The organism is Pedococcus badiiscoriae (assembly GCF_013408925.1).
In the GTDB taxonomy this organism is placed as follows: Bacteria; Actinomycetota; Actinomycetes; order Actinomycetales; family Dermatophilaceae; genus Pedococcus; species Pedococcus badiiscoriae.
Genome location: NZ_JACCAB010000001.1, coordinates 3,107,023 through 3,131,701, shown reverse-complemented (window position 1 = coordinate 3,131,701; position 24,679 = coordinate 3,107,023). Strand labels below are relative to the sequence as shown.

The 24,679-nt window shown below is 70.4% G+C and carries 26 protein-coding genes; 13 read left to right on the top strand and 13 right to left on the bottom strand.

Going from position 1 to position 24,679, the window contains the following annotated elements:
- Positions 1-25: 25 nt before the first annotated feature.
- Positions 26-1,984: a hypothetical protein gene (locus BJ986_RS14760; protein WP_179422902.1), complete on the bottom strand. Its 1,959-nt coding sequence runs from the start codon at positions 1,982-1,984 to the stop codon at positions 26-28.
- A 367-nt stretch (positions 1,985-2,351) separates the two neighbouring features.
- Positions 2,352-2,753, bottom strand: coding sequence for a hypothetical protein (locus BJ986_RS14755; RefSeq protein WP_179422900.1), 402 nt, complete (start codon positions 2,751-2,753; stop codon positions 2,352-2,354).
- Between the two features lie 239 nt (positions 2,754-2,992).
- Between BJ986_RS14755 and BJ986_RS14750 the strand changes: the two genes are divergently transcribed.
- Positions 2,993-4,198 (top strand): WD40/YVTN/BNR-like repeat-containing protein, encoded by a 1,206-nt coding sequence (locus BJ986_RS14750; protein ID WP_179422897.1) that lies wholly within the window; start codon positions 2,993-2,995, stop codon positions 4,196-4,198.
- A gap of 52 nt (positions 4,199-4,250) precedes the next feature.
- Positions 4,251-4,433, top strand: coding sequence for a hypothetical protein (locus BJ986_RS14745; protein WP_179422895.1), 183 nt, complete (start codon positions 4,251-4,253; stop codon positions 4,431-4,433).
- Here the strand turns inward: BJ986_RS14745 and BJ986_RS14740 are convergent.
- Positions 4,430-5,392, bottom strand: coding sequence for an anti-sigma factor RsbA family regulatory protein (locus BJ986_RS14740; protein WP_179422893.1), 963 nt, complete (start codon positions 5,390-5,392; stop codon positions 4,430-4,432). The two genes, BJ986_RS14745 and BJ986_RS14740, sit on opposite strands and share 4 nt — an antisense overlap.
- A 203-nt stretch (positions 5,393-5,595) precedes the next feature.
- On the opposite strand from BJ986_RS14740, the gene ald reads away from it, so the two are divergent.
- The 6 genes from ald to BJ986_RS14710 all read left to right on the top strand — a co-directional run bounded on the left by ald (position 5,596) and on the right by BJ986_RS14710 (position 11,616).
- Positions 5,596-6,717 carry an alanine dehydrogenase gene (gene ald, locus BJ986_RS14735; protein ID WP_179422891.1) on the top strand — a complete coding sequence of 374 codons (1,122 nt, stop codon included), beginning with the start codon at positions 5,596-5,598 and terminating at the stop codon, positions 6,715-6,717.
- 79 nt (positions 6,718-6,796) lie between these two features.
- Positions 6,797-8,329, top strand: a complete 1,533-nt coding sequence (locus BJ986_RS14730) for an ATP-dependent DNA ligase (RefSeq protein ID WP_337795372.1) — start codon at positions 6,797-6,799, stop codon at positions 8,327-8,329.
- Between the two features lie 394 nt (positions 8,330-8,723).
- Complete coding sequence (locus BJ986_RS14725) at positions 8,724-9,200, top strand: MarR family winged helix-turn-helix transcriptional regulator (protein ID WP_337795371.1); 477 nt, start codon at positions 8,724-8,726, stop codon at positions 9,198-9,200.
- Between the two features lie 9 nt (positions 9,201-9,209).
- Positions 9,210-10,424 carry an MFS transporter gene (locus tag BJ986_RS14720; RefSeq protein ID WP_179422887.1) on the top strand — a complete coding sequence of 405 codons (1,215 nt, stop codon included), beginning with the start codon at positions 9,210-9,212 and terminating at the stop codon, positions 10,422-10,424.
- A 47-nt stretch (positions 10,425-10,471) separates the two neighbouring features.
- On the top strand, positions 10,472-11,239 hold the full coding sequence (locus BJ986_RS14715; protein WP_179422885.1) for a HipA family kinase: 768 nt from the start codon (positions 10,472-10,474) through the stop codon (positions 11,237-11,239).
- Complete coding sequence (locus tag BJ986_RS14710) at positions 11,236-11,616, top strand: DUF3037 domain-containing protein (RefSeq protein WP_179422883.1); 381 nt, start codon at positions 11,236-11,238, stop codon at positions 11,614-11,616. Before BJ986_RS14715 ends, BJ986_RS14710 begins: the two co-directional genes overlap by 4 nt.
- Positions 11,617-11,633: 17 nt before the next feature.
- Here BJ986_RS14710 and BJ986_RS14705 read toward each other — a convergent pair whose 3' ends face one another.
- The 7 genes from BJ986_RS14705 to BJ986_RS14675 form a co-directional block, all read right to left on the bottom strand.
- Entirely contained in the window at positions 11,634-12,002 is a 369-nt protein-coding gene (locus BJ986_RS14705; RefSeq protein WP_179422881.1) for a hypothetical protein, read from the bottom strand.
- 129 nt (positions 12,003-12,131) lie between these two features.
- Positions 12,132-12,944: a TrmH family RNA methyltransferase gene (locus BJ986_RS14700; RefSeq protein ID WP_179422879.1), complete on the bottom strand. Its 813-nt coding sequence runs from the start codon at positions 12,942-12,944 to the stop codon at positions 12,132-12,134.
- Positions 12,945-12,963: 19 nt separating this feature from the next.
- Positions 12,964-13,683, bottom strand: coding sequence for a sulfite exporter TauE/SafE family protein (locus tag BJ986_RS14695; RefSeq protein WP_179422877.1), 720 nt, complete (start codon positions 13,681-13,683; stop codon positions 12,964-12,966).
- Complete coding sequence (locus BJ986_RS14690; protein ID WP_179422875.1) at positions 13,683-14,456, bottom strand: TSUP family transporter; 774 nt, start codon at positions 14,454-14,456, stop codon at positions 13,683-13,685. Before BJ986_RS14690 ends, BJ986_RS14695 begins: the two co-directional genes overlap by 1 nt.
- 106 nt (positions 14,457-14,562) lie before the next feature.
- The gene (locus tag BJ986_RS14685) at positions 14,563-15,738 is read right to left on the bottom strand and encodes an SPFH domain-containing protein (RefSeq protein WP_337795458.1); all 1,176 of its coding nucleotides are present in this window, start codon (positions 15,736-15,738) and stop codon (positions 14,563-14,565) included.
- Positions 15,739-15,749: 11 nt separating this feature from the next.
- Positions 15,750-16,217 (bottom strand): NfeD family protein, encoded by a 468-nt coding sequence (locus BJ986_RS14680; protein ID WP_179422871.1) that lies wholly within the window; start codon positions 16,215-16,217, stop codon positions 15,750-15,752.
- 31 nt (positions 16,218-16,248) lie between these two features.
- The gene (locus tag BJ986_RS14675) at positions 16,249-17,067 is read right to left on the bottom strand and encodes an ABC transporter ATP-binding protein (RefSeq protein ID WP_179422869.1); all 819 of its coding nucleotides are present in this window, start codon (positions 17,065-17,067) and stop codon (positions 16,249-16,251) included.
- 32 nt (positions 17,068-17,099) lie between these two features.
- On the opposite strand from BJ986_RS14675, the gene BJ986_RS14670 reads away from it, so the two are divergent.
- On the top strand, positions 17,100-17,891 hold the full coding sequence (locus BJ986_RS14670; protein ID WP_179422867.1) for a hypothetical protein: 792 nt from the start codon (positions 17,100-17,102) through the stop codon (positions 17,889-17,891).
- A 25-nt stretch (positions 17,892-17,916) separates the two neighbouring features.
- Here the strand turns inward: BJ986_RS14670 and glgA are convergent, their stop codons facing one another.
- Positions 17,917-19,128, bottom strand: coding sequence for a glycogen synthase (gene glgA / locus BJ986_RS14665; protein WP_179422865.1), 1,212 nt, complete (start codon positions 19,126-19,128; stop codon positions 17,917-17,919).
- A 76-nt stretch (positions 19,129-19,204) separates the two neighbouring features.
- Between glgA and glgC the strand changes: the two genes are divergently transcribed.
- Positions 19,205-20,458: a glucose-1-phosphate adenylyltransferase gene (gene glgC, locus BJ986_RS14660; RefSeq protein WP_179422863.1), complete on the top strand. Its 1,254-nt coding sequence runs from the start codon at positions 19,205-19,207 to the stop codon at positions 20,456-20,458.
- Positions 20,455-21,273, top strand: a complete 819-nt coding sequence (locus BJ986_RS14655) for an LLM class F420-dependent oxidoreductase (RefSeq protein ID WP_179422861.1) — start codon at positions 20,455-20,457, stop codon at positions 21,271-21,273. Before glgC ends, BJ986_RS14655 begins: the two co-directional genes overlap by 4 nt.
- Positions 21,274-21,343: 70 nt before the next feature.
- On the opposite strand, the gene BJ986_RS14650 is transcribed toward BJ986_RS14655, so the two are convergent.
- Together BJ986_RS14650 and BJ986_RS14645 are read right to left on the bottom strand one after the other, a co-directional pair.
- Positions 21,344-21,553, bottom strand: a complete 210-nt coding sequence (locus tag BJ986_RS14650; RefSeq protein ID WP_179422859.1) for a hypothetical protein — start codon at positions 21,551-21,553, stop codon at positions 21,344-21,346.
- A 38-nt stretch (positions 21,554-21,591) separates the two neighbouring features.
- Entirely contained in the window at positions 21,592-21,807 is a 216-nt protein-coding gene (locus BJ986_RS14645; protein WP_179422857.1) for a hypothetical protein, read from the bottom strand.
- A 769-nt stretch (positions 21,808-22,576) separates the two neighbouring features.
- Here BJ986_RS14645 and serB point away from each other — a divergent pair.
- Together serB and BJ986_RS14635 are read left to right on the top strand one after the other, a co-directional pair.
- On the top strand, positions 22,577-23,791 hold the full coding sequence (gene serB / locus BJ986_RS14640) for a phosphoserine phosphatase SerB (RefSeq protein WP_179422855.1): 1,215 nt from the start codon (positions 22,577-22,579) through the stop codon (positions 23,789-23,791).
- 16 nt (positions 23,792-23,807) lie between these two features.
- A complete protein-coding gene (locus BJ986_RS14635; RefSeq protein ID WP_179422853.1) occupies positions 23,808-24,677 on the top strand; it encodes a cyanophycinase in 870 nt (289 codons plus the stop codon).
- Positions 24,678-24,679: the final 2 nt, after the last annotated feature.

The following is a 24,679-nucleotide window of genomic DNA, read 5'->3' as shown; positions in this document are numbered from 1 at the left end:
CCTGCGTGCCCGGACCGGACGCCCCTCAGCCTCCGCCGTGGACGCCGACGCAGAAGGTGATCTGGCTGGACGTCCCCTGGTTGTCGATCAGCCCGGTGGTCAGGGCCGCTCGCGTGGACATGCTGACCAGGTAGGAGCAGGGCTTCCAGCTCGTCGTGACCTCGCTGACCGTCCCGAACTGTCCCCGCGGGACAGTTCCGCTGGCGACACTGCCCGGCGCCGACGACGAGAAGCTGGTGATGGACAGGTCCCAGGCCGCCATCAGCTCGTGGTCTGCCGTGTAGTCGACGTCGAGTGCACTGTCGATCGGCGTGCACCCGAGGGTGACCGGGTTGGCGAACTGCTGGATCGACAGCTCGTTGACCTCGCCCCAGTTGTTGACGTGGAGCTTGGTCAGGCTGTTGGTGTAGTCGGGTGGGCTGGCCATCGGGTTCGAGACACGGGTCGCCTCGAACACGATCCCGAGATCCTGGCCGGACCGCGGGTTGAGGACAGCCTGGCCCGCGTCGGAGCCGGGCAGCGGCGCGCCGCCGGGAGCATCGACCGTGCTCTCCAGCCCCATGAGGGTGGTGAACGCCGACGCGCCCGGGTCGACGACGACCCATCCATCGCCATCGGGGACGATGGTGTGGATGCCCGGGCCGGTCCAGGGGTCGCCGACGTTCGGCGGCGTGGCGTCGACCTGGGGCGACCCGGCGATCACCAGGGACTGAGGAATCGAGTCGGTCCCGGCGATCGTGGTGCCGGAGCCATCCTGCTTCGGCCAGTTGACCATGCGGGACCCCACGTCCACCTGCCCGACGCGGCCGCCGGTGACCGGCGTGTTGGAACCCGCCAGGAGGAAGCGGTACTTCATCGCGGTGCCGTCGATGGGCGAGTCCGCAGGGCAGTATCCGCGCAGCTCGAGGAGTCCCTGGAAGGCGAACCCCGGGCCACCGCCGTAGTAGAGCCCGGCGAAGGCGAGACCCTTGTTCGTCAGACCCGTCGAGGAGCTGATGTCCGACGTGATGTTGAAGTGCCCGACCTGCGTGAAGAACGGTGCTCGCACCGGATGGCAGACGCAGCGGCAGAGCAGGCGGCAGTGCCACGAGCAGACCCAGTGGCACAGCTGGATGCAGAACCGTTGCAGCTCTAGCTTCGTCACGATCTCGGCAAACTTCGCGGCGTCGGCCTGCTCCACAGCGTCGACCAGGGCGGTCAGCACCTCCGGGTGCTTGACGAGCCGCGCGGTGGCCTGCGCGAACGCATACGCCTCCGAGAGCGAGGTGTCCGCCTTCTCGAGGGGGAACTGTCGGCAGAGCTCGATGCAGACCCGGATACAGCGCCAGGTGCAGAACAGCTCGCAGACCCATTGGCACCGCGAGTCCAGCTTGGCCCGGGTGAGCACGCCGCGCATCAGCTCGCAGTCGCCCGCCAGGGCGGCCTTGGTGGCCTCGGCGAAGGCACCCTTGTCGGCCAGGAGGTCCCTGATGGCCCCACCCGCCGCGGTCAGCTCGTCGACGAGATGGCGGACCGACAGGGTCGCTCTCGTGTCGAGACGGTCACAGCGCAACCGGCAGTGCACGGTGCAGACCCAGTGGCACAGCAGATGACAGAGACGTTCGGCCTTCAGCTCGGCGACCAGGGCCTGCCAGGCCTTCGCGTCGGGCTCGACGACCGAGCCGGCGAGGCGCTCGACGAGCTCCTCGTCCTGCGTGACCTTGACGATCAGGTCAGCGAGCTCCCGGACATCGGGGACGACCTCGTCCCGGGGAGGCCCGCACAGCTCCAGACATCGAAGCACGCAGTCCTTGCTGCACAGCCATCCGCACACCAGCTCGGCCCGGTCGGAGACCTTGGCCTCCTCGAGCAGGCGCAGGTAGGAGTCCGCATCGGTAGCACGGAAGGCATCGAACAACGCCCGGAACCGGTCCTCGTCTGTGGACAGCGCCTTGATGGCGTTGGCCGCTGCGGTGAGGTCGGATACGACAGATTCACTAGCCACGGTCCTTCATCTCCCCGGAAAACCCTCGAATGTGTTGAATGGCCCAGCGTCAGGCGCCGCTCGATGGATGTCCGGCCTCGTAGGCACGTCGCAAGCAAGCCCCGTGGGGTGAGGGGAGCCGCCGTGACCTCGAACGACTCACGCGCCGTCTGCTCGCTGTTACGGGCGAACGGTGCTTGAACCCAACATCCTCACGTTAGGACCCTCAACCGCTCGTGGACTCCGGCATCCGCCGTAGTTCAGCCCGAACGGGCCCCTGCGACAAATGAACTCCCCCTCCGCACACCACACACCACACACGGAAGGACCCTCCACGCTGCGTGGAGGGTCCTTCTTGCTTTGCTCCGGCGGGGTACCCGGCCGTCCGTCAGCTGGCCTCGCTCACCAGCGCCTGTTGCATGAGGGCGAGGTGGGTCAGCCGACGCTGCTGCGCATCAGCGTTGTTCCGACCGCGCACGAGCCGGCGGCGCAGCTCGTTGAGCAGCTCCTGGTTCGTGACGAAACGCAGGACGAACGTGGGCTCGCCCTCCTGGTTCTTCGGGAGCCCACACGCCACGCCGGCTGCGACCACGAGCTGCCGGTAGGGCAGATCCAGTGACTTCGCGAGCCGCACGAGCGTCGACTCGTCCGGCATGCAAGGGAGCTGCTCGGGACCGAGGAGACCGGCCACGACGTCCGCACTCACGCCGCTCTCGACGGTGAAACGCGCGACTGACCACCCCTTCTCAGACAGTCGTCCCTCGATGACGGTCGCCAGCTCGTTTGTCATGGTCTCTCCCCGCATGGAGTGGTTCGGAAGGGTTCTTCCGTCTCGGTGGGACGATCAAAGCATGGTGGTTTCCCCTACGTTCGGTAAACAGCAGAACAACTCGTTAAAGGTTTGGTAAAGCCGTTTGCGTTGGCTTGATGGCGCGGAAGGCTTGGTGTCGGCGCCCCATCTCGGGTCGGCACTCCTGCGTCGGGCCACTGCGGCCCTGCGGGCAACAGGCATCCACCGTGGGAGTCAGCATGCAGATCCGGACCATGGCCGCCACCGTCCTCGCCACCACGATCGCCACCACGATCGCTGCCGCATCCATCGGCATGGTGGCCGCCGCGGCGAGCCCCAGCCAGGGGGCCAGGGCCGTCAAGGCCACCACCGTCCCCTCGCACACGACGACCGTGGTGGGTAAGGACCCCTTTGCCACCGCCCAGCCCACTGCCGCCGGCCACCTCATCCGCGACCTCGGCATGGCCAACGGGAAGCTGTACGTCGCCTACGGCGACTATGACGCGAACACCGGACCACAGCAGGTGCACACCTTCGACCCCGCCACGGGGGCGTTCTCGGGGAGCCTGCTCGAGGTGCCGACCGAGGAGATCAGCGCCTACCGCAGGATCAACGGCGCGATGTATGCGCCGATGACGGACCCGCGCGTGCCGTGGACCGCCGACGCGGGGTACGCCACCAACGCCACCGGATCGTGGACCAACCAGATGAAGGCCCCCGAGAACCACATCTTCGACGTCGCCACCCTCACCGGGAGCGACCTGTGGATGGTCGGCTCGGTCGGTCAGTACGACCCGGCCGTGGCAGGCGGAGGCGCTGCGGCCTACCGGTCCACCGACGGAGGCCAGACCTGGCAGCTGGTCGCCAGGGACACCTCGGCCGTCGAGACCGGTTACGAGCGGTACTACTGGGCTGCCGCGATCAACGGCACGATGTACCTGCAGGCGAGCGGTGTGTCCGGGGGTGCCCCACTGCGGGCCTTCAACGGCACGACCTGGTCGACGGTGACCCTCGCGTCCGCCGACCAGCCGTGCGGCACGGTGGCCGCCAACAGGGTCGAGGTCTTCAAGAACCTGATCGTGTGCGCGGGGGGTTCCGCCTACGGCGTCACCACCTTCGACGGTGTGACCGCGAAGACGGCCGCCATCGGCGGACTGTCGGACCTGGCGGTGCCGGGTGACGGCTCCATCTACGCCCTGACGACCACCGGCGTGTACCGCAGCATCGACGGCACTTCCTGGACGCCGCTGAGCACGGCGCCCGCCGGCGCGCAGTCCGTGGCGGTCGTCAACGGCACGGTCTACCTGGGGATGAACGACTCCACCATCGTGAAGATCAACAAGCTCACGGTCTCCCCGGCCCCGAGCGCGCCCAGCCGGGCAGCACGACGCCCGGGGTCCCTCGCGCCTCGTCCGTTCGGCCCTTCTCGGGGTGAACTCGGCTGATCCCGCGCGCGTCCGCGCACGACATACCGCGCTCACTCCTACCGTCGAAGACGTGAGCACGCACATCATCCACCGCCCCACCACCCACCACCCGCGCGTCCTGCGTGGAGCGCGGGGCTGGATCTGGGTGTGCGCCTGCGGTGGCGCGTCGTGCCGGACCCCGGCGCAGGCCCCGCTGGCCTGGCGCTCGGCCCTCATCGCGGCGCTGCTGCACTCCTCCAGCGTCCTGCCCTAGAGCCAGGTGTGCACCCGGACAGTGGTCCCGGTGTCCCCGGAGCGCAGCTGGACGAGGTCGCACAGCTGGTTGACCATCCAGAGACCTCGCCCGTCGGGCTCGTCGATGCCGGGCGCGAGCCTGCCCGTCAGCGGGTCCGCCACGACGCCGTCGTCGGTGACCTCGCAGACCAAGGCGTCGGGCGTGCGCCACAGTCGCAGGGTCCCACCATGGCCGTGGACGACAGAGTTGACGGCGAGCTCGTGCAGCGCCAGCCCCAGGTCCTCCGCCCGTTCCTCGGAGACCCCACAGACCCGGGCCACGTGGGACGCCAGGTCACGCACGGAACGCAGAGTCTCCGTGGTGATGGACCTGACGATGCGCGAGGCCGGGGGCTCGGGCAGCGCCATCGCGAACCCCATCGCGCCCTGCTCGCCACCGCCGTAGGACGCGTTGGCCGTCGTCGTGCCGTCCTCGGCGGCGATCCACGGGTGCGAATGCAGCGCACCGTCGACCACGTCGGCACGCAGCGCGCCCACCTCGTAGGGGCAACGCAGCCACAACGGCGCCGTCGTGGGAATGGCGTCGTTGAGGAGTGCCTCGTGCAGCTCGCACTCGCTGACCTCGACATTCGTGCGGCCCGCCCACAGGGGCTCCCCCACACCCCGGGAGGGCCGATCGCCGGACTCGGTCACGAACTGCACCCACGCCGCGATGATGCGGGCGGGGTTCGAACCCAGCAGTTCCATGTCCGCGAAGTCCACGTGGCGCGCGGCTTCGCCGAGGGCCGAGCGCACCGCCCGGAGCCGAGGCGCGGGGAGGGCGACAAGCACGCGTTCGCGGGCTGTCAGCCCTGTCCGCACGAAGTCCACCGTGGCGCGAACGAACGCATCCGGACGCGACCAGAACATCACGTCATGGACGTACCCCCGGTCCGCGCGCGCCTGACCCACTGGCAGGTGCGAAGTCGAGATGCCCACGAGAGCTCCCTGCGCGCGGTAGACCAGGACAGATGACCCGGACTCACGCTCAGGCTACGCCTTGCGGCCCGTCGGGGCTGCGAGTCCGGCAAACGCCGTCACGGGCGAAACCGCGCCCTCGCCAGCCCCCATCTGGGAGGGTGGACGGTGGCAGGCTGACGTGCGCGTCCTGACGGAGGACCACTGCGAACCAGGAGGACCAGATGAAGATCGGCATTCCGCGCGAGGTCAAGAACAACGAGTACCGCGTGGCCATCACCCCCTCGGGTGTGCACGAGCTCGTCGTCAACGGGCACGAGGTCTTCATCGAGAAGGAGGCGGGGGTCGGTTCCTCGATCCTCGACGAGGACTACACGGCGGCGGGTGCGACGATCCTCGACACCGCCGACGACGTGTGGGGCACGGGAGACCTGATCCTCAAGGTCAAGGAGCCGATCGAGTCCGAGTACCACCGGATGCGTGAAGGCCAGACCCTCTTCACCTACCTGCACCTCGCAGCCGACAAGGCCCTCACCGAGGAGCTCGTCAAGCGCAAGGTGACCGGCATCGCCTATGAGACCGTCGAGCTGCCCGACCGGTCGCTGCCACTGCTCGCGCCGATGTCCGAGGTCGCCGGCCGGCTCGCTCCCCAGGTCGGCGCACACACGCTCATGCGTGCCCAGGGCGGACGGGGCATCCTCATGGGTGGCGTCAGCGGGGTGTACGCCGCGAAGGTGGTCGTCATCGGCGCCGGGGTCTCCGGCATGAACGCCGCCGCGATCGCCCTCGGCATGCAGGCCGAGGTGCTCCTGCTCGACCGCGACATCGCCAAGCTGAGGCACGCCGACGCCATCTACCAGGGGCACTGCCAGACCGTGGCGTCCAACGCCTACGAGGTGGAGCGCGCCATCATCGACGCGGACCTGGTCATCGGCGCCGTGCTGGTGCCCGGGGCCAAGGCGCCCAAGCTGGTGACCAACGAGCAGGTCTCCCGGATGAAGCCGGGTTCCGTGCTCGTCGACATCTCCATCGACCAGGGCGGCTGCTTCGAGGACTCCCGGCCCACCACGCACGCCGACCCCACCTACGAGGTCCACAACTCGGTCTTCTACTGCGTGGCGAACATGCCGGGCGCCGTGCCGCACACCAGCACCTACGCCCTGACCAACGTCACGCTCCCGTATGCCGTGCAGCTCGCCAACCGTGGCTGGCGCGAGGCGCTCAGCGCCAACCCGCCGCTCGCCCTGGGCCTCAACACCCACGACGGAGCCGTCACCTATGCGCCCGTCGCCGAGGCCCACGGCATCGAGCCCGTCCACCTGCAGACCATCCTCGGGAAGGCCTGAGCCGCACGCGCTCTCGGTGGCCGACAACTCGCCGGGAGACACCGGCGAGTTGTCGGCGGTCACGGTTAGCGTTGGCCCCGTGCTCCTCGCCGACGTCGTCGCCGCCTCGCAGGCTGCCACCGCCACGCGGTCCCGGCTGGCCAAGACGGCTGCCGTGGCCGATGCTCTGCGCGCGGCCGGCCCCCAGGACGCGGCGACGGTCGCGGCATACTTGTCGGGGGTGCTGCCGCAACGGCGCGTGGGGGTGAGCTGGCGCGGGCTGTCCACGCTGCCCGAGCCGGCGCTGTCGGCCACGGTGACGGTCGCCGAGGTCGACGCCGCCCTCACTGCGATCGGCGTCATCTCGGGCTCGGGGTCGGGGGCAGCCCGCGCGGCAGCGGTCGTCGCCCTGTTCGCCCGGCTGACCGCCCCCGAACAGGAGTACCTGCGTGCGCTCGTGACCGGGCAGGTCAGGCAGGGCGCCCTCGACGGCGTGATGCTCGCGGCGATCGCCTCGGCCGCCGGTCTCCCCGAGGCCGAGGTCAGGCGCGCGGTGATGCTCGCCGGGCATGCCGGCCCGGTGGCCGAGGCCGCCCTGGCGGGAGGCAGCGACGCCCTCGCCGCGATCCGCCTCGAGGTCGGCCGACCGATGCGGCCCATGCTCGCCGCGTCCGCTCCCGACGTCGACGCGGCGTGGGAGCAGGTGGGCGACACCACGGCCGGGGTCGTCGTCGACGGCAAGCTCGACGGGATCCGGCTCCAGGCCCACCGCGACGGCGACGAGGTGCGCCTGTTCACGCGGTCTCTCGACGACATCACGGAGCGGCTGCCCGAGGTCGTCGAGGCAGTCCTCGCGCTGCCGGTCGAGACCGTCGTCATCGATGGCGAGGCCATCGCGCTCGATGGAGCTGGGCGTCCCCGTCCGTTCCAGGAGACCGCCTCTCGCACGATGAGCAGCACCGGGGTCGCCGAGCTGCGGGCCCGGGTTCCCGTCACCCCGTACTTCTTCGACCTGCTCCACGTCGACGGTCATGACCTGCTCGAGCTGCCTGCCGCCGCCCGGTTCGCCCGGCTCGCCGAGCTGGTCCCAGCCCCGTCGCTCGTGCCCCGCATCACCGCTGCCACCCCTGGCGAGGCCACGGCGTTCTTCGAGCAGCTGGTGCGCGACGGGCACGAGGGTGTCGTGGTGAAGTCGCCCTCCGCGCCCTATGCCGCGGGGCGTCGCGGTGCCGGCTGGGTCAAGGTGAAGCCGAGGCACACGCTCGACCTGGTCGTGCTCGCCGTCGAGTGGGGCAGCGGTCGGCGCCAGGGGTGGCTGTCCAACATCCACCTCGGCGCACGCGATCCGGACACCGGCGGTTTCGTGATGCTGGGCAAGACGTTCAAGGGCATGACCGACGAGATGCTCGCGTGGCAGACCGAGCGGTTCACCGAGCTGGCGGTGGGCGGGACCGAGGGTTACGTCGTGCGGGTGCGTCCCGAGCAGGTGGTCGAGATCGCGTTCGACGGCATCCAGACCTCGTCGCGGTACCCCGGTGGCATGGCGCTGCGGTTCGCGCGGGTCCTGCGCTACCGCGACGACAAGAGCGCCGACGAAGCCGACACGCTGGAGACGGTGCGAGCACTGCGCTGACCCGCCACCGCGGTGGCAGCGCCCACGGCGGTCCGCGACGTATCCCCAAGGCCGGGACGTATCACCAAAGCCGGCCAGCCCTCTTGGAAGACAGGACCTGCCACGGGGCGGCGGGTCCGAGGGGGGCAGTCACCATGCAGACGCGACACCACATCCGGCCGGACACGGCCCACCACCACCCTCACGTGCACCGAGTCGGTGCCGGCACGTGGCGCTGGCAGTGCGACTGCGGCGGGGCGTCCTGCCGCACTGCGGCCTCTGGCCTGAGCTGGCGTCAGGCGGTCATCGCCGCCCTCAACCACGCCACCTGCCTGGCGCCGTGACCACCTGCCCGCGGGGATCCGCAGAAGAAGTCTGGATTGCATTACATAGGTTCCCTATGTAATCTGGTCTGGTGACGTCGGCCGACGAACTGGGGAACAGCGTCCTGCGGTCAGCCGCCCGCCTGACGCGGTGGGCCTCGCGCAACGCCTCCTTCGACATTCCCATGGGCCAGGCTCGACTGCTGGCCCTCGTCGAGGAGCTCAGCCCGACACGCGTGAGCGCGCTCGCCGCAGCGGACCACTGCAGCCAGCCCACCATGAGTGCCCAGCTCCAGCGCCTGGAGAGCGAGGGCTGGGCCGAGCGCGTCGTCGACCCGGCGGACGCCAGAGCCCATCTCGTCTCGCTCACAGCGGCCGGCCGCGACGCCCTCGACCGGGCGCGACAGGCCCGGATCAAGGCACTCTCCCCCGCGTTCGACCAGCTCGACGGTCCGGCCCTGGAGCGGCTCGCGGTGGCCGTGGCAGCACTCGACGACCTGCTCGAGCGGGCCGCCGCCCCATCCCCCTCCCCTGCCTCCACGCCTGAACCCCGACAGAAAGAAGCCTGAGACCCCACCATGTGGCGCCAACCCAAAACCGTCTGGTCCGTCGCCTTCGCCTGCGTCATCGCGTTCATGGGCATCGGGCTGGTCGACCCCATCCTCAAGCCCATCGCCGACGACCTCGGGGCCAGCGCATCCCAGGTCTCCCTGCTGTTCACGAGCTACATGGCCGTGATGGGCGTCGCGATGCTCCTGACGGGCTGGGTGTCCAGCCGTGCAGGGGCCAAGCGGACCCTGCTCCTCGGGCTGCTGGTCATCATCGTCGGGGCGGGTCTCGCGGGCGCCCAGGACTCGATCGGCGGCATCGTCGCCTTCCGCGCCGTCTGGGGGCTGGGCAACGCCCTGTTCATCGCCACCGCCCTGGCCACGATCGTCAGTGCCGCTCGCGGTTCCGTCGGCCAGGCGATCGTCCTCTACGAGGCGGCACTGGGAGTCGGCATCGCCACCGGCCCGCTGCTCGGCGGCTGGCTGGGTGGGCACTCCTGGCGCTGGCCGTTCTGGGGAGTGTCGGCACTCATGGCGGTGGCCCTCGTCGCGATCCTGACGACCCTGCCGGCCACCCCGCCGTCCGGCCGACGCAGCAGCATCACCGCACCGCTACGGGCCTTGTCGCACCGCGGGCTGCTCACCGTCGGCCTCACCGCCCTGCTCTACAACTTCGGCTTCTTCACGCTGCTCGCCTTCACGCCGTTCCCGCTCGGGATGGGCGCGCACGCGGTGGGCCTGATCTTCTTCGGCTGGGGCCTCCTGCTGGCCTTCACCTCGGTGGTCGTGGCTCCCCGGCTGCAGCGCAGGTTCGGGACCCTGCCCGGCGTGGTGGGCGCCCTGCTCGGCTTCGCCGTCATCCTCGCGGTCATGGCCGTCGGCACCGACCACAAGCCGGTCCTCGTGGTCGGCGTCATCCTCGCCGGCGCCTTCCTGGGGATCAACAACACCCTCATCACCGAGACCGTCATGAAGGTCTCCCCGGTCGAACGGGGCGTGGCCTCGGCCGCCTACAGCTTCGTGCGGTTCGGGGGCGGCGCCGTCGCCCCCTGGCTCGCCGGCAAGCTCGGCGAACGCTCGATCCACGCACCGTTCTGGGTCGGGTCCGGCGCGGTCGTCCTCGCCGTCCTGGTCCTGCTCACGGCCCGACGCCAGATCACGGCGGTGGACCGCGAGCACGCCACGCACACGGTGGACGAGGAACGTCCTCTCGAGGCGGCCGCCCTCACCGTCGGCGACTCCTGAGCGCCACCTGACCCAGGCGGTGCTCGCCGCGCCCTAGGCTGGGCGACGTGCTCGACCAGGTCACCGCCACGCGGTATGTCACCCCCCTGCGAGAAGGGGGGTCGCTGCCCGGCATCGTCGAGGCGGACGACTTCGGCACCTACGTGGTGAAGTTCCGCGGTGCGGGGCAGGGCCTCAAGGTCCTGGTCGCCGAGGTGCTCGTCGGGGAGCTCGCGCGGGCTCTGGGCCTCAACGTGCCCCGGATGACCGTCGTGGACCTCCAGGCGCCCATCGCCAAGTACGAGGCGGACGAGGAAGTGCAGGACCTGCTCACGGCCAGCCTCGGCCTCAACCTCGGGATCGACTTCCTGCCGGGTTCGTTCGGGTATGACGGGTCGCGTCCGCCCGCCCCCGACACCGCAGCAGACATCGTGTGGCTCGACGCCTTCACGGCCAATGTCGACCGCACCTGGAGCAACCCCAACCTCCTTGTCTGGCACCGGAACCCGTGGCTCATCGACCACGGTGCGGCGTTGTACTTCCACCACGGGTGGCCGAGCCGGGGTGCCGATCCCCAGCGGTTCGCCGTCCAGCCCTTCGACGCCACCACCCACGTCCTGCGTGACGTCGCCTCCAGTCCCGGCGCCGCCCACGAACGGCTCTCCCCCGGCATCACGAGCGATCTCCTGCGTCGTGTCGTCGACGCCGTGCCCGACGGCTGGCTCGAGCAGGCACCCGGGCTCGAAAACCCCGAGGCCGTGCGCGCGGCATACGTCGACCACCTCCTTGCCCGCCTCGCGAACCCGTCGGCATGGCTCCCGAAGGACCGCTCATGACCGTCCACGGCTACCAGTACGTCGTGCTCCGCTGCGTCCCGCGCGTGGAGCGGGAGGAGTTCCTCAACGTCGGCCTCGTCCTGTACAGCCAGGGCGCTGACTTCCTCGAAGCGGCCTACCGGGTCGACCCTGCGCGGCTGCGGGCCTTCGCACCCCAGCTCGACCTCGACGACGTCGACGGCGCGCTGGAGACGATCTGCCAGGTATGCCGTGGGGTCACCGGGGGCGGACTGCCGAGCCTGGGTGCCCTCGGGCGGCGGTTCGGGTGGCTCAGCGCCCCCCGCAGCACGGTGGTCCAGCCGGGCCCGGTGCACGGTGGCCTGACCGCCGACCCGGCGAGCGAGCTGCGGGACCTGCTGGAGCGCCTCGTCAGCTGACAGGACGCCGTGTCAGGTCAGGCCGCAAACCACCAGCCCGGGACGACGCCGCCCAGCGCCGGCTGCGCGGCGGCGACCACGAGGAACGCGGCGACCGAAGCGCCGACGGACAGCCCGACCCAGGTCCGACGCCTCCCACGGCCGAGGACGACGGCGGCCAGCACCGCGAGGGACGACAGGCTGACGAGGACCGCGACGACGACGTACTGCGGCATCCCGTAGCCGGGGGTGCACCAGGCCTGGTGCACCCGGTCGCACGTCTGCCCGTGCCGGGCGCCCGCCCAGAACCACCCGACGAAGAACACCGCAACGCACCAGCCGGGCACGCTGGCGACGGCGAGCAGCACCGTGACCACCCGAACGACCCTCCCGCGCACCCGGTCCATGCTTGGACCATAGGGCTCGGCTCGGGCCGCTGGCTGGCGAAGTCGCGGCTTCGTCTCCCTACCGTGCCTCGTTCGTGACGCGGCGGGCCCGTGCGCTTGCGCTGCCCCACCTCGTCGACCAGTGGGCCGCTACGGCCTGGGACGCAGCGCCCACGCGGCCACCGCGCCGGCCGCCGCCACGTTGAGGGAGTCCACGCCGCCCGCCATCGGGATGGTCACGGTGAGGTCGGCCGCGTCGAGTGTGTGGTGGGACAACCCGTCGCCCTCGGTGCCGAGCACGAGGGCAAGCCGCTCGGGCGGGGCGGCGGCGAGCTCGTCGAGACTCACTGCGTCGTCGGCCAGGGCCAGCGTGGCCACCGTGAAGCCGGCGGCCTTCAGGTCGGCGATTCCGCCCGGCCAGGGGTCGATACGGGTCCACGGCACCTGGAACACCGTGCCCATCGAGACGCGGATCGACCTGCGGTACAACGGATCCGCGCACCGGGGAGTCACCAGCACGGCATCCACCCCGAGCGCGGCAGCCGAGCGGAAGACGGCCCCGACGTTGGTGTGGTCCACGATGTCCTCGAGCACGAGCACCCGCCGCGCGCCCGCAACGAGACCGGCCACCGTCGGCAGCTCGGGCCGGTGCATCGAGGCCAGTGCGCCGCGATGCAGGTGGAACCCCGTGAGCCGCTCGATGACGTCGTGCTCGCCGACGTAGACCGGGATGCCGTCCGACTCGGCCGCGTCGACCAGGTCGGCGAGGTCGGTCAGCCAGCGCTGTGCCATGAGGTAGCTGCGTGGACGGTGCCCGGCCCCCAGCGCCCGCCGGATGACCTTCTCCGACTCCGCGATGTAGAGCCCCCGTGCGGGTTCGGTCCGGCGCCGCAGCGCGACGTCGGTGAGCGAGACGTAGTCGGTCAGGCGGTCGTCGTCGGCGCTGGTGATGGCGATGGGCACGCCGAGCAGGCTAGATCACTCAGGACACGAGGGCGCGCACGATCACGCTGACGCTGGCGAGCACACAGAACGCGAGCACCGCCCGGCGCAGCCGGTCATGGTCCAGCCGGGCACGCGCCGGTGCCGCGGCGGCATACCCGAGGGCCATGAACGGGATCCAGGCGATGCCGGCCACGAGCTGGTCCGTGGTGAACTTGCCCGCCACGCTCAGTCCCGCGACCGCCATGGCGGCGCCCACCAGGAAGAAGACCGACAGGGTGGCCCGCAGCCGAGTGGGACGCTCGTGCTGCAGGACGAGCGCGAAGAAGGGACCGCCGATCGACGCGGCGGTCCCCGAGAAGCCCGCGATCGCCCCTGCCACGGCGGAGCTCACCGGCGTGGTGCGGACGCCCAGGGCCGAGACCGACGCAGCCACGGTGAGCAGGATCAGCACCCCGGTGACCACCGAGATCGCGCGAACCGACAGCAGGGCCACGGCCGCGACCCCCAGCGGCATGACCAGCAGCCGAGCCGCGAGGGCCCACGAGAGCGACCGCCACTCGACATCGCGAGGCCCGTGCAGGAGCTGGACCACCGGCAGGCTGAAGCTGGTCACCAGGAGGGCTCCCGGCATCAGGGCGGGGGCGAACAGCACGAGGAAGGGCGCTGCCACCACCGCCATGCCGAACCCGATGGACGACTGCACGAAGGCACCGGCGAACAGGGCAAGGCCCAGGAGCAGGACCGGGGTCCAGTGCATCAGCCGAACCAGACGATCTTGATGATCCCCACGAGGCCGACCACGATGATGACCGCGCGCAGCGCCAGCGGCGGAAGCCGTCGTCCCACCTTGGCCCCGACGATGCCGCCGGCGAAGGCGCCCAGCCCGATGAGCACCGCCACCAGCCAGTCGATGCGGCCCCAGGCCACCAGCATGAAGGTGATGGCGGCGACCGCGTTGACGATGGTGGCCAGGACGTTCTTGAACCCGTTGAGCCGCTGGAGGGGCTCCGTGGACAGGGCGCTCAGCAGGCCCATCAGGATCACGCCCTGGGCGGCACCGAAGTAGCCGCCGTAGACACCGGCGACCAGGACTCCTCCGACGAGCGCCGCGGCGTGCCAGGGCGCGGGCGCGATCCCGGCCTCGTGGCGCGCGGCCGCCCGGGCCTGCAACCGGGGGCCGAGGACGACGAGCACCAGTCCCAGACCGATGAGGACCGGCACGATCGCCTGGAACGCCTTCGCGGGCAGCACCAGCAGCAGCACGGCACCGATGACCCCGCCGAGCAGGGAGGCGGGCGCGAGCCGTCGCAGCATCCTGCCCGCGCCGGCGAGCTCGGCCCGGTAGCCGTGCACGGCCGTCACTCCCCCGGCCACCAGGCCGACCGTGTTGGACACGTTGGCCACGACCGGCGGGTACCCGAAGAAGAGCAGGGTGGGGAACGTGATGAGGGTGCCCGACCCGACCACCGTGTTGATCGTCCCCGCCGCAAGCCCGGCGACGAAGATCCCCAGGGCTTCGAGAACGGACACGACGTCACCCTAGCGACGCCATCGCCGCCGCCCGGACACAGGTATGCCGCCCGCTCACCCTTGAACCCAAGAGGTGAGAGGGCGGCATACCGCGGGTGCGCTCGGGTCAGGCCGGCGGCCGGTTCGGGTCCTCGGACTCCATCGGCGGAATGGGTTCGGTGGCGGGGGGTGTCGGCGCCGTCGGTGGCTCGAACTCGGGCACGGCGTCAGCCGGCCGAGGCATCGGCGGCTGGACCCGCTTCACCGGTGCGGCGTGCTCAGTGGCCTCCTGGCTGGCCTTCCCTGCCATGCCCCGCGCCTCGGCGAGGGCCTGCATGGGGTCCTCGAGCTGGGTCTCGTCGAAGGCGTCCTTCAGCGGCCCGGGATCGACCCAGCCACCGTCCTCGTCCCCGCCGCTGAACGGGCCGCCACCCTCGCCGCGGCCGAGCATGCCACCGATGCCCTTGAGCGCGTCGGTGAGCTCGCTCGGGATGATCCACATCTTGTTGGCGTCGCCGCGAGCGATCTGCGGCAGGACCTGGAGGTACTGGTAGGCAAGCAGCTTCTGGGTCGGCTTGCCACGGTGGATCGCGTCGAAGACCTGCTGGATGGCGCGGGCCTGGCCCTGTGCCTCGAGGATGCGGGCCTGGGCCGAGCCCTCGGCGCGCAGGATCTGGCTCTGCTTCTCACCCTCGGCGGTGAGGATCGCGGACTGCTTGGTGCCCTCCGCATAGAGGATCTGGGCACGCCGCTCGCGCTCGGCCTTCATCTGCTTCTCCATCGACTCCTGCACGGAGTGCGGCGGGTCGATGGCCTTGAGCTCGACGCGGTTGACGCGGATGCCCCACTTGCCGGTCGCCTCGTCGAGGACCCCGCGCAGCTGGGCGTTGATCTGGTCACGGCTGGTCAGCGTCTGCTCGAGGTCGAGCGAGCCGATGACGTTGCGCAAGGTGGTGACCGTGAGCTGCTCGATGCCCTGGATGAAGTTGGCGATCTCGTACACGGCCGACTTCGCGTCGATGACCGAGTAGTAGATGACCGTGTCGATGTTGACGACCAGGTTGTCCGAGGTGATCACCGGCTGCGGCGGGAACGACACGACCTGCTCGCGCAGGTCGACGTTGGCCCGCACCTTGTCGACGAACGGCACCAGGAAGTGGATGCCCCCCTCGAGCGTGCGCGAGTAGCGGCCGAGCCGCTCGATGATCAGGGCAGTCTGCTGGGGCACGATGCGCACCGTGCGGAAGAGCACGATCAGCGCAAAGGCAACCAGGACCAGCAGGACGATGAAGCCCGCTCCAATGCCGTCCACGTCTACTCCGTTTTCTGACCCGCCGTGACGCCTGTGACGATCACGGTGGCCCCCTCGATTGCGACAACCCGGACCTCTTGGCCGGGCTGGCATGTGTCGCCGCCCTGCGGCGTGCGTGCGGACCAGGTCTCCCCGCCCACCTTGACGCGACCGTCGGTCGCGGTGACAGCCTGCAGCACCCGTCCGCTGCGGCCGACGAGACCGGGCGCGCCGATCCCGTGACTGGCCTCGGCCACCATGAACCTGCGGGTGATGACGGGTCGCACGACCAGCAGGAGCAGCCCCGCGACGATGACGGCGACGACGACCTGCCCCGCGAAGGGCACCCCCAGGGCCGAGGCGGCCGCTGCGGCGACCGCGCCCCCGGCCAGCATGAGGAACACGAAGCTCACGGTGGCGGCCTCGATGGCAGCCAGGACCAGGGCCAACCCCAGCCACGCGAGCCACGGGTTCTCCGCGAACCAGTCCATGACGCCCCTCCCTCTCAGTGGTCAGGTAACTCTAGGACGAAGGGAGCGGTCCCGGCGTTCCCTCGTCGATGCGCAGTCGCGCCGTCCACCGATCCCCTCGCCGCTCGAGCTCCAGCGGCATCCCGAAGGTGGCCGAGAGGTTGGCCTCCGTCAGCGTGATCTCGACCGGGCCCTGCGCGACGATGCGCCCTTCGCGCAGCAGCAGGACGTCGGTGAAGTTGGGCGGGATCTCCTCCACGTGGTGCGTCACGAGGATGAGCGCCGGCGCCTCGAGGTCGCCGGCCAGGACCCCCAGCCGGCGGACGAGGTCCTCACGTCCGCCGAGGTCGAGCCCGGCGGCTGGTTCGTCGAGCAGCATCAGCTCTGGGTCGGTCATCAGGGCCCGCGCGATCTGGACCCGCTTGCGCTCCCCCTCGGACAGGGTGCCGTAGGTGCGGTCGGCCAGGTGGTCGGCGCCGAGCGCGACCAGCAGGTCCGCTGCGCGGGCGTGGTCGAACGTCTCGTAGCTCTCGCGCCACCGACCCACGACCCCGTAGGACGCCGTCACGACCACGTTGTGCACGATCTCGTCGCCCGGGATCCGCTCGGCCAGGGCCGCGGAGGCCAGCCCGATGCGCGGTCGCAGCTCGAACACGTCGACCGCCCCGAGCACCTCTCCCAGCACCCCGGCGACGCCTCGCGTGGGATGCATCCGTGCTGCGGCGAGCTGGAGCAGCGTCGTCTTGCCGGCGCCGTTCGGGCCGAGGATGACCCAGCGCTGCCCTTCCTCGACCTCCCAGGAGACGTCGTCGAGCAGGGTCGCCTGACCCCGGACGACGCTCACTCCGGCGAACTCAAGGACGTCACTCATGGGTACGGACCCTATCGGCTTAGGCTGGCGGGATGCCCGAACTCCCTGCGTCCGTGCGGCTTTCGCTGTGGACGACGCATGCGTGGGCGACGGGCTCCCCGCTGGAGAGCTCGATCGCCCAGGCCTTGCCCGACATCGACCACGTCGCCGGCGACCTGGACCGCCTCGGCCTGTGGCACGACCTCGGCGAGCAGGCGCTGCTCGTCGCCCTGCCCGCCCCCGGTGACCTGGTGGGTATGCCGGGCGCCTCCCCTGACGCGCAGGGCGCCGCGGCCGCGAGCGGTGAGTGCGTCTTCGTGCCCGCACTGGGGGGCGTCCTCGTGCCCACGATCTCGACGTACGGGGCAGACAGTGCGGCGGGGCGTGAGCCTGGCAGGGGGTCGGGGCCCGACGTCGGCACCCGGGTGGACTGGACGGCATACGACGCGGACCCCGTGCCGCGACATCGCGTGGAGGCGCTCGAGGCCTCCCAGCTCGAGCGGCACCTGCGCGAGGAGATCCGTGCCGCCACGGAGGCCGTCGACGCGATCGGCGGCCAGCCGTTCGGGGCGGGTGCCGCCCGGGAGCTCGCTGACGCCGCGCTGGGCGGTCGGTGGGGGCTGCCTCCGGGGCTGCCCGGCCGCCCGGCGCGGGTCATCGCCCTTGCCGGGACCATCGTCTCGGTGGTCGACGTCGCCCTGGCGGCCGGCGACGGGGCCCTCACCGCCACCGAGTCGGGGTCGAGGCAGCGCGTCCTGCAGCGACTGCAGCGGGCTTCGGAACGCGCCCTCGCCGACGCGACCAACGCCGCGTGCGCCGTCCTGGCGGGCTGGCGACCGGCCTGACTGCTCGATGTCCTGGGCCGAGGCCCTAGGCCGAGGTGAGCGCCCGCTGCCGCAGCACCTCGAGGTAGACCTGGTTGGTCCGCTCCCCGATGGTCGCCCAGGAGAACGCGTCGACGGCCCGTTTGCGCCCGGCCAGCCCCATCGCGTCCGCCCGCGCGGGGTCACTGACAGCCTCCGTCAGTGCGGCGGCCAGGTCCGCGACGAACCTGTCCGGGTCCAGGGGTATGCCGCTGCCGTCCTGCTTCTGGTCGATCGGCACCAACCAGCCGGTCTCGCCGTCGACGACGACCTCCGGAATGCCGCCCGTCGCGGTGGCAACCACGGGGAGCTCACACGCCATCGCCTCGAGGTTGACGATGCCCAGTGGCTCGTAGATCGACGGGCAGGCGAAAACCGTTGCCGCAGAGAGGAGTGCGATGACTTCCCCGCGGGGCAGCATCTCGGGGATCCAGACGACACCCTCGCGCGTCGCCTTGAGCTCGTCCATGAGGCTGGTGACCTCGGCCATGATCTCGGGCGTGTCCGGCGCCCCCGCGCAGAGCACCAGCTGCACGTCGGGCGGCAGCTTGGCGGCCGCCTTCAGCAGGTAGGGCAGCCCCTTCTGCCGAGTGATGCGGCCGACGAAGATGACCGACTTGGCTTCCGGGTCGACGCCGTGGCGGCGCACCGTGTCGTCGTCGCGGTGGCGCTGCCACAGCTGGGAGTCGATGCCGTTGTGGACCACCTTGACCCGGTCCGGGTCGATCGAGGGATAGCTGCGCAGCACGTCCTGACGCATTCCCTCGCTCACGGCGATCACGGCATCGGCGGCCTCGTAGGCGGTGCGTTCCATGAACGACGACACGCGGTACCCGCCACCGAGCTGCTCAGCCTTCCACGGACGCATCGGCTCGAGGCTGTGGGCGCTCACGACGTGGGGCATCCCGCCGAGCAGGGACGCGACGTGGCCGCCGAAGTTCGCGTACCAGGTGTGCGAGTGCACCAGGTCCGCCCCGACGCAGTCACCGGCCATGGCCAGGTCGACGCCCATCGTCCGGACGGCCGCGTTCGCGGCGGCCAGTTCGGGCAGCTCGGCATACCCCGTCGTGCCCTCCTCGGACACGGGCTCGCCGAACGCGCGGACCCGCGCATCGATGTCGCCACGGTCGCGCAGCGCGCGCACCAGCTCGGCCACGTGGACCCCCGCGCCGCCGTAGATGTTGGGCGGGTACTCCTTGGTCAGGATGTCGACTCTCACCTTGGCGAGCGTAGCCGCGTGGGCTCGTTTGCGGACAGGGGTCGCCGCGAGGGGCCCGATTCCCTAGGGTCGGCACATGGCGTATCGATCAGGTGGACCCAAAGTGCTGGCCATCGTCCTCGCCGGCGGTGAGGGAAAGCGGCTCATGCCGCTGACCGCCGACCGAGCAAAACCCGCCGTCCCGTTCGGGGGCATCTACCGGCTCATCGACTTCGCGCTGAGCAACGTGGTCAACAGCGGGTACCTCCAGGTCGTCGTGCTGACGCAGTACAAGTCCCACAGCCTCGATCGGCACGTCACCAAGACCTGGCGGATGTCCAACATGCTGGGCAACTACGTCACGCCGGTGCCTGCGCAGCAGCGCATCGACAAGAACTGGTACCTCGGTTCGGCGAATGCGATCTTCCAGAGTCTCAACCTCGTCCACGACGAGAAGCCCGACATCGTCGTGGTCGTCGGCGCCGACCACGTCTACCGCATGGACTTCTCCCAGATGGTCGCCCAGCACATCGAGACCGGCGCCGGGGTCACGGTGGCTGCGATCCGCCAGCCCATCACGCTGGCCGACCAGTTCGGTGTGATCGAGGTCGACGAGACCGACCACCGCAAGATCGGCGCCTTCAAGGAGAAGCCCAAGGACGCCAAGGGGCTGCCCGACTCCCCCGGGGAGGTCCTCGCCTCCATGGGCAACTACGTCTTCGACGCCGACGTCCTCGTCGAGGCCGTGACCCGGGACGACACCCGGGAGGGCAGCAAGCACGACATGGGCGGCGACATCGTCCCGGCCTTCGTCGACGAGGGTCGCGGATACGTCTACGACTTCAAGGACAACGTCATCCCTGGCTCCACGGAGCGTGACCAGGCCTACTGGCGCGATGTCGGGACGATGGACTCCTACTGGGAGGCCCACATGGACCTCGTCTCGATCCACCCCGTCTTCAACCTCTACAACTACGACTGGCCGATCTACACCGACTACGGGCCGTTCCCGCCGGCCAAGCTCGTGCACGGCGCCGCCGGCAAGTTCGGCGAGGCCCACAACTCGGCGGTCTCTCCCGGCGTGGTCATCTCGGGAGCGACGGTCACCAACTCGGTGCTGTCGCCACGCTGCCACATCCACAGCGGCACGACGATCGACGACAGCGTGCTGCTCGACGGTGTCGAGGTCGGGCGCGGCTGTGTCATCAAGCGCGCCATCATCGACAAGGGCGTCATCGTGCCCGAGGACACCACGATCGGCGTCGACCTCGACCATGACAGGGAACGTGGGTTCATGGTCACCGAGTCCGGGCTCACGGTCATCGCCAAGTTCCAGGAGGTCAAGGCATGACGGCCGCCGACCGCCCGATCCGGATCGGGGTCCAGCTGCAGCCGCAGCACGCGGAGTACGCCTCGATCCGCCGGGCTGCTGCGGAGGCCGAGGAGATCGGCGTCGACGTCGTCTTCAACTGGGATCACTTCTACCCGCTCTACGGCGAGCGGGACGGGGCGCACTTCGAGTGCTGGACGATGCTCGGGGCCTGGGCCGAGGCCACCGAGCGCGTCGAGATCGGGGCCCTCGTCACCTGCAACAGCTACCGCAACCCCCAGCTGCTCGCCGACATGGCGCGCACCGTCGACCACATCAGCGGTGGGCGGCTGATCCTCGGCATCGGCTCGGGGTGGTTCGAGAAGGACTACGACGAGTACGGCTACGAGTTCGGGACGGCCGGTGGCCGGCTGGACAACCTCGCCCGCGACCTGCCGTTGATCAAGTCCCGCTGGGCGAAGCTCAATCCCCCACCGACGCGGGACATCCCCGTCCTCATCGGCGGCGGGGGCGAACGCAAGACCCTCAAGATCGTCGCGGAGCACGCCAACATCTGGCACGGCTTCGGCGGCGCCGACACGATCGCCCACAAGCACGCGGTCCTCGACGACTGGTGCGCCAAGCTGGGCCGCGACCCGTCCGAGATCGAACGGTCGTCCGGGGTCTCCCCCAAGCCGGGTCGCCTCCCCGAGGACGTCAGCGACTACGCCGCCGGCGCCGAGTCCCTTTATGCCGTGGGCACGCGCCTGTTCACGGTCGGCATCGGAGGTCCGAAGTACGACCTCGGCCCGATCCGTGACCTCGTCGCCTGGCGCGACGCCCACCACGGCGGCTGACCACTCCGACCGCTCGTCGCGTTGGCTGGTTGACGCACCGGATCGGTGTCAGGTCATACCCGGGGTGTGGTCAGCCGAGTGATCCGCTGCTGCCGGCTCCACTACCGCCCACCGGTGCAAGAAACAGCGCGACGGCGAGGAGGGGAATGGCCACAGCCACGAACAGCTTCCAACGGGACCGCAGGACCACGGCACCCAGCAGCGCCAGCGCCACGCCTCCGTAGGGGTAGACAGCGGTCGCGGCGACCGCCGCGACGAGCCAGGCCACCGTGAGGAGCATGCCTTGCCCCCTCCGTGGAGTCGGCGGAGTCGGCGGAGTCATGGTCTCTCCCAGGGATGCTCTGGGTTGTGGCGGCGCCACAACGCGGAGATGGGGAGCGACAGCCCGCGCACGACGATCCAACCCACGGCAAACACGAGCACCGCCGAGTCGGTCACAGCCTCACCACCCATGAGCACCGGGCCGTCGACCATCACGGTCAGCAGCGTCAGCAAGACGAAGAGCTCGGTCGAGAGCCGCTTTCGCGTCAGCATGTTGCTCCCTCGGACCGGCAGGTGGGCGGAGTAAGAGTCAGCGACTCAGGATGCGATGTGTGGCGACGAAGCAACCCAGCAGTGATAGCGCTGCGAGCGGGTAGCCCACTGGTGCAGGGAACCCACCATCGATCGTCTGCGCGTAGACCCACATCGGTAGGTACAGGCCCCCGAGGCTCATGGCCAGCGTGGCCCGCCACCCGCGGGGCTGAAGTACTGCCACCAGAACAGCCCCCGACAGCCACACGGCTGGCAGCACGAAGGGCATCAGGATCACGAGGACCAGCGGGACGATGGACGGCACCCGATTCCGCGCAGGCGCCTCAACCACCTGAGAAGGGTCGGGCCGCCGTCCCCGACTGCGCTGCCTCGCCCAGCCGTGAAGGCCGCCAGCCCGAGTCATGGGTCTCCCTGTCTCCGTCGGCCAGCTCGACCACGGAGCCACCCACCCCCGAGGTGTGACATGGCGCCCACGGACAGTCCGAGGATCAGTCCTGAGCTCCGATGCTCGGCCAAGGCAACCCCGGCGGCCGCAGCCGTGACGGTGCGCTTCATGGATCCCCCTTCGGTTCGACCCCACCCCGCGGGCACCACCATAGGAAATCTTGACTGTAAGCGCCTGTGACTAGATGTGACTACCAATATTCATACGGCTCTTTACATTTCGCCTCCAGGGTCACACCTGGGAATGCTCGGGTCCGCTGGGCCGGATGGCGAGACTCTCGCCGATGCCCTCGACGACCGTCGATAGGGTGACGAGGTGCCCGAGATGACCACGCAGACGCTCCTCGTGACCATCTCCGGGGAGGACCGACCGGGCGTCACGAGCACGTTCTTCGACGCGATCGCCGACGTCGGCGCCGAGGTGATGGACCTCGAGCAGGTCGTCGTGCGCGGCCACCTGACCCTGGCGATGCTGCTCTCTGCCGGGGACGCCGAGGACCGCCTGGGCTCGGTCCTGAACTCCGTGGGCCGCGACCTCGACCTGACGGTCAAGATCAACGTCGGCACCGGCGACAGCATCCGCCGTCGCACCGGCCGGGCTGCCGTGGTCGTCCTCGGCTCGCCGCTGCGCGCCAGTGGGGTCGCTGCCATCACCGCGCGAATCGCCTCTCACGGGGCCAACATCGACCGCATCCGACGACTCTCCCGCTACCCCGTCACGACCGTCGAGTTCGAGGTCTCGGGCGCCGACGTCGACCGGCTCCGGCGCGAGCTCGCCCTCGAGTCCAGCGTGCACAGCCTCGACATCGCGGTCGCTGCGGGCGGCCTGGCTCGTCGCGGCCGCCGGCTGGTGGTCATGGACGTCGACTCGACGCTGATCCAGGACGAGGTCATCGAGCTGCTCGCCAGCCACGCGGGTCGCGAGGCGGAGGTGGCTGCCGTCACGGCCGCCGCCATGCGCGGCGAGCTCGACTTCGCCGAGAGCCTGCGCGAGCGGGTCGCCGCCCTCGAGGGGCTGCCCGTCACGGTGCTCGAAGAGGTCCGCGCCGCCATCCAGTTCACCCCCGGCGCCCGCACCCTCGTCCGAACCCTGAAGCGGCTGGGCTTCACCGTGGCCATCGTCTCCGGCGGCTTCATCGAGATCGTGGAGGACCTCGCCCGCGAGCTCGACATCGACCACGCCCACGCCAACCGGCTCGAGGTGCGTGACGGCATACTCACCGGCCGGCTGGTCGGGGACATCGTGGACCGAGCCGGAAAGGCAGCAGCACTGCGGCGATTCGCCGCTGAGGCGGGGCTGCCGCTGTCCCGGACGGTCGCCATCGGCGACGGTGCCAACGACCTCGACATGCTGGAGGCCGCGGGGCTGGGAGTGGCCTTCAACGCCAAGCCCGTCGTGCGCGAACATGCCGACACCGCGGTCAACGTGCCCTACCTCGACGCAGTGCTCTACCTGCTCGGGATCACCCGTGAGGAGATCGAGGAGGCGGACGAGGCTGACGGCACGCCGACCCCCGCTCCGCCGATCCCCACCCCCTGACTCCTAGGCTGACGCAATGGCAAGCGCGCAGGCCCGCAAGGGCCGCAAGGTCCCCACCCTGTTCATCATCGGCGGAGCGGAGGACCGGGTCGGCAAGGCGACGGTGCTGCGCCGGTTCGTCCGGCTCGCCGGCGGTCGGCACGCGCGGATCGTCCTGATCCCCACCGCGTCGTCGTTCGAGAACGAGGTCGTCGCGTCCTACCGCGAGGTGTTCACGCGCCTGGGGGCGCCGGACATCCAGGTCGTGAACCCGCCCAGCCGCGCGTCCGCCCACGACGAGGAGCTGGTCGCCCTGCTCGACCAGGCGACCGGGATCTTCATGAGCGGTGGCAGCCAGCTCAAGCTCAGCCAGCGCTTCCCCGGCACCCCACTCGGAGACGCCCTCGCCCGGGCCCACGACCGCGGCACCGTCATCGGCGGGACCTCTGCGGGAGCCTCGATCATGAGCCAGTTCATGATCTCGATGGGCGAGGAGGGCGTCACGCCGCGGCAGCGGTACGGGCAGCTGACCGCCGGCCTGGGACTGATCGACGGCGTCATCATCGACCAGCACTTCGCGCAGCGGTCGAGGTACGGCCGGCTCATGTCCATGGTCGCGGCGTCGCCCCACCTCATCGGCGTGGGCATCGACGAGGACACGGCGATCGAGGTGCGCGACCGCCGCGTCTTCACCGTCCACGGCAGCGGGGTGGCGTTCGTCCTCGACTGTCGCGCGGCCGAGTCCGATGCCCCGGACGCCCGGCGCGGTGCGCCTCTGATGGTCTCCGGGGCTGTGGTGCATTCACTCCCCGCAGGCGCTACGTTCGACCTCTCCGAGGTTCGCCTCGTCGACTTCGTCGAGAAGCACCCCGATGTCGCGGTGGCCCTCGTGACGGCCAAGGCCTGACC

Bases quoted from the DNA above. Each gene is read 5' to 3' on its own strand.
- BJ986_RS14705 (WP_179422881.1), bottom strand. From the start codon at position 12,002: ATGGACCGGGTGCGCGGGAGGGTCGTTCGGGTGGTCACGGTGCTGCTC.
- serB (WP_179422855.1), top strand. From the start codon at position 22,577: ATGACCACGCAGACGCTCCTCGTGACCATCTCCGGGGAGGACCGACCG.
- BJ986_RS14750 (WP_179422897.1), top strand. From the start codon at position 2,993: ATGCAGATCCGGACCATGGCCGCCACCGTCCTCGCCACCACGATCGCC.
- BJ986_RS14675 (WP_179422869.1), bottom strand. From the start codon at position 17,067: ATGAGTGACGTCCTTGAGTTCGCCGGAGTGAGCGTCGTCCGGGGTCAG.
- BJ986_RS14755 (WP_179422900.1), bottom strand. From the start codon at position 2,753: ATGACAAACGAGCTGGCGACCGTCATCGAGGGACGACTGTCTGAGAAG.
- BJ986_RS14710 (WP_179422883.1), top strand. From the start codon at position 11,236: ATGACCGTCCACGGCTACCAGTACGTCGTGCTCCGCTGCGTCCCGCGC.
- glgC (WP_179422863.1), top strand. From the start codon at position 19,205: ATGGCGTATCGATCAGGTGGACCCAAAGTGCTGGCCATCGTCCTCGCC.
- BJ986_RS14695 (WP_179422877.1), bottom strand. From the start codon at position 13,683: ATGCACTGGACCCCGGTCCTGCTCCTGGGCCTTGCCCTGTTCGCCGGT.
- BJ986_RS14645 (WP_179422857.1), bottom strand. From the start codon at position 21,807: ATGCTGACGCGAAAGCGGCTCTCGACCGAGCTCTTCGTCTTGCTGACG.
- BJ986_RS14635 (WP_179422853.1), top strand. From the start codon at position 23,808: ATGGCAAGCGCGCAGGCCCGCAAGGGCCGCAAGGTCCCCACCCTGTTC.
- BJ986_RS14680 (WP_179422871.1), bottom strand. From the start codon at position 16,217: ATGGACTGGTTCGCGGAGAACCCGTGGCTCGCGTGGCTGGGGTTGGCC.
- BJ986_RS14670 (WP_179422867.1), top strand. From the start codon at position 17,100: ATGCCCGAACTCCCTGCGTCCGTGCGGCTTTCGCTGTGGACGACGCAT.
- BJ986_RS14720 (WP_179422887.1), top strand. From the start codon at position 9,210: ATGTGGCGCCAACCCAAAACCGTCTGGTCCGTCGCCTTCGCCTGCGTC.
- ald (WP_179422891.1), top strand. From the start codon at position 5,596: ATGAAGATCGGCATTCCGCGCGAGGTCAAGAACAACGAGTACCGCGTG.
- BJ986_RS14650 (WP_179422859.1), bottom strand. From the start codon at position 21,553: ATGCTCCTCACGGTGGCCTGGCTCGTCGCGGCGGTCGCCGCGACCGCT.
- BJ986_RS14655 (WP_179422861.1), top strand. From the start codon at position 20,455: ATGACGGCCGCCGACCGCCCGATCCGGATCGGGGTCCAGCTGCAGCCG.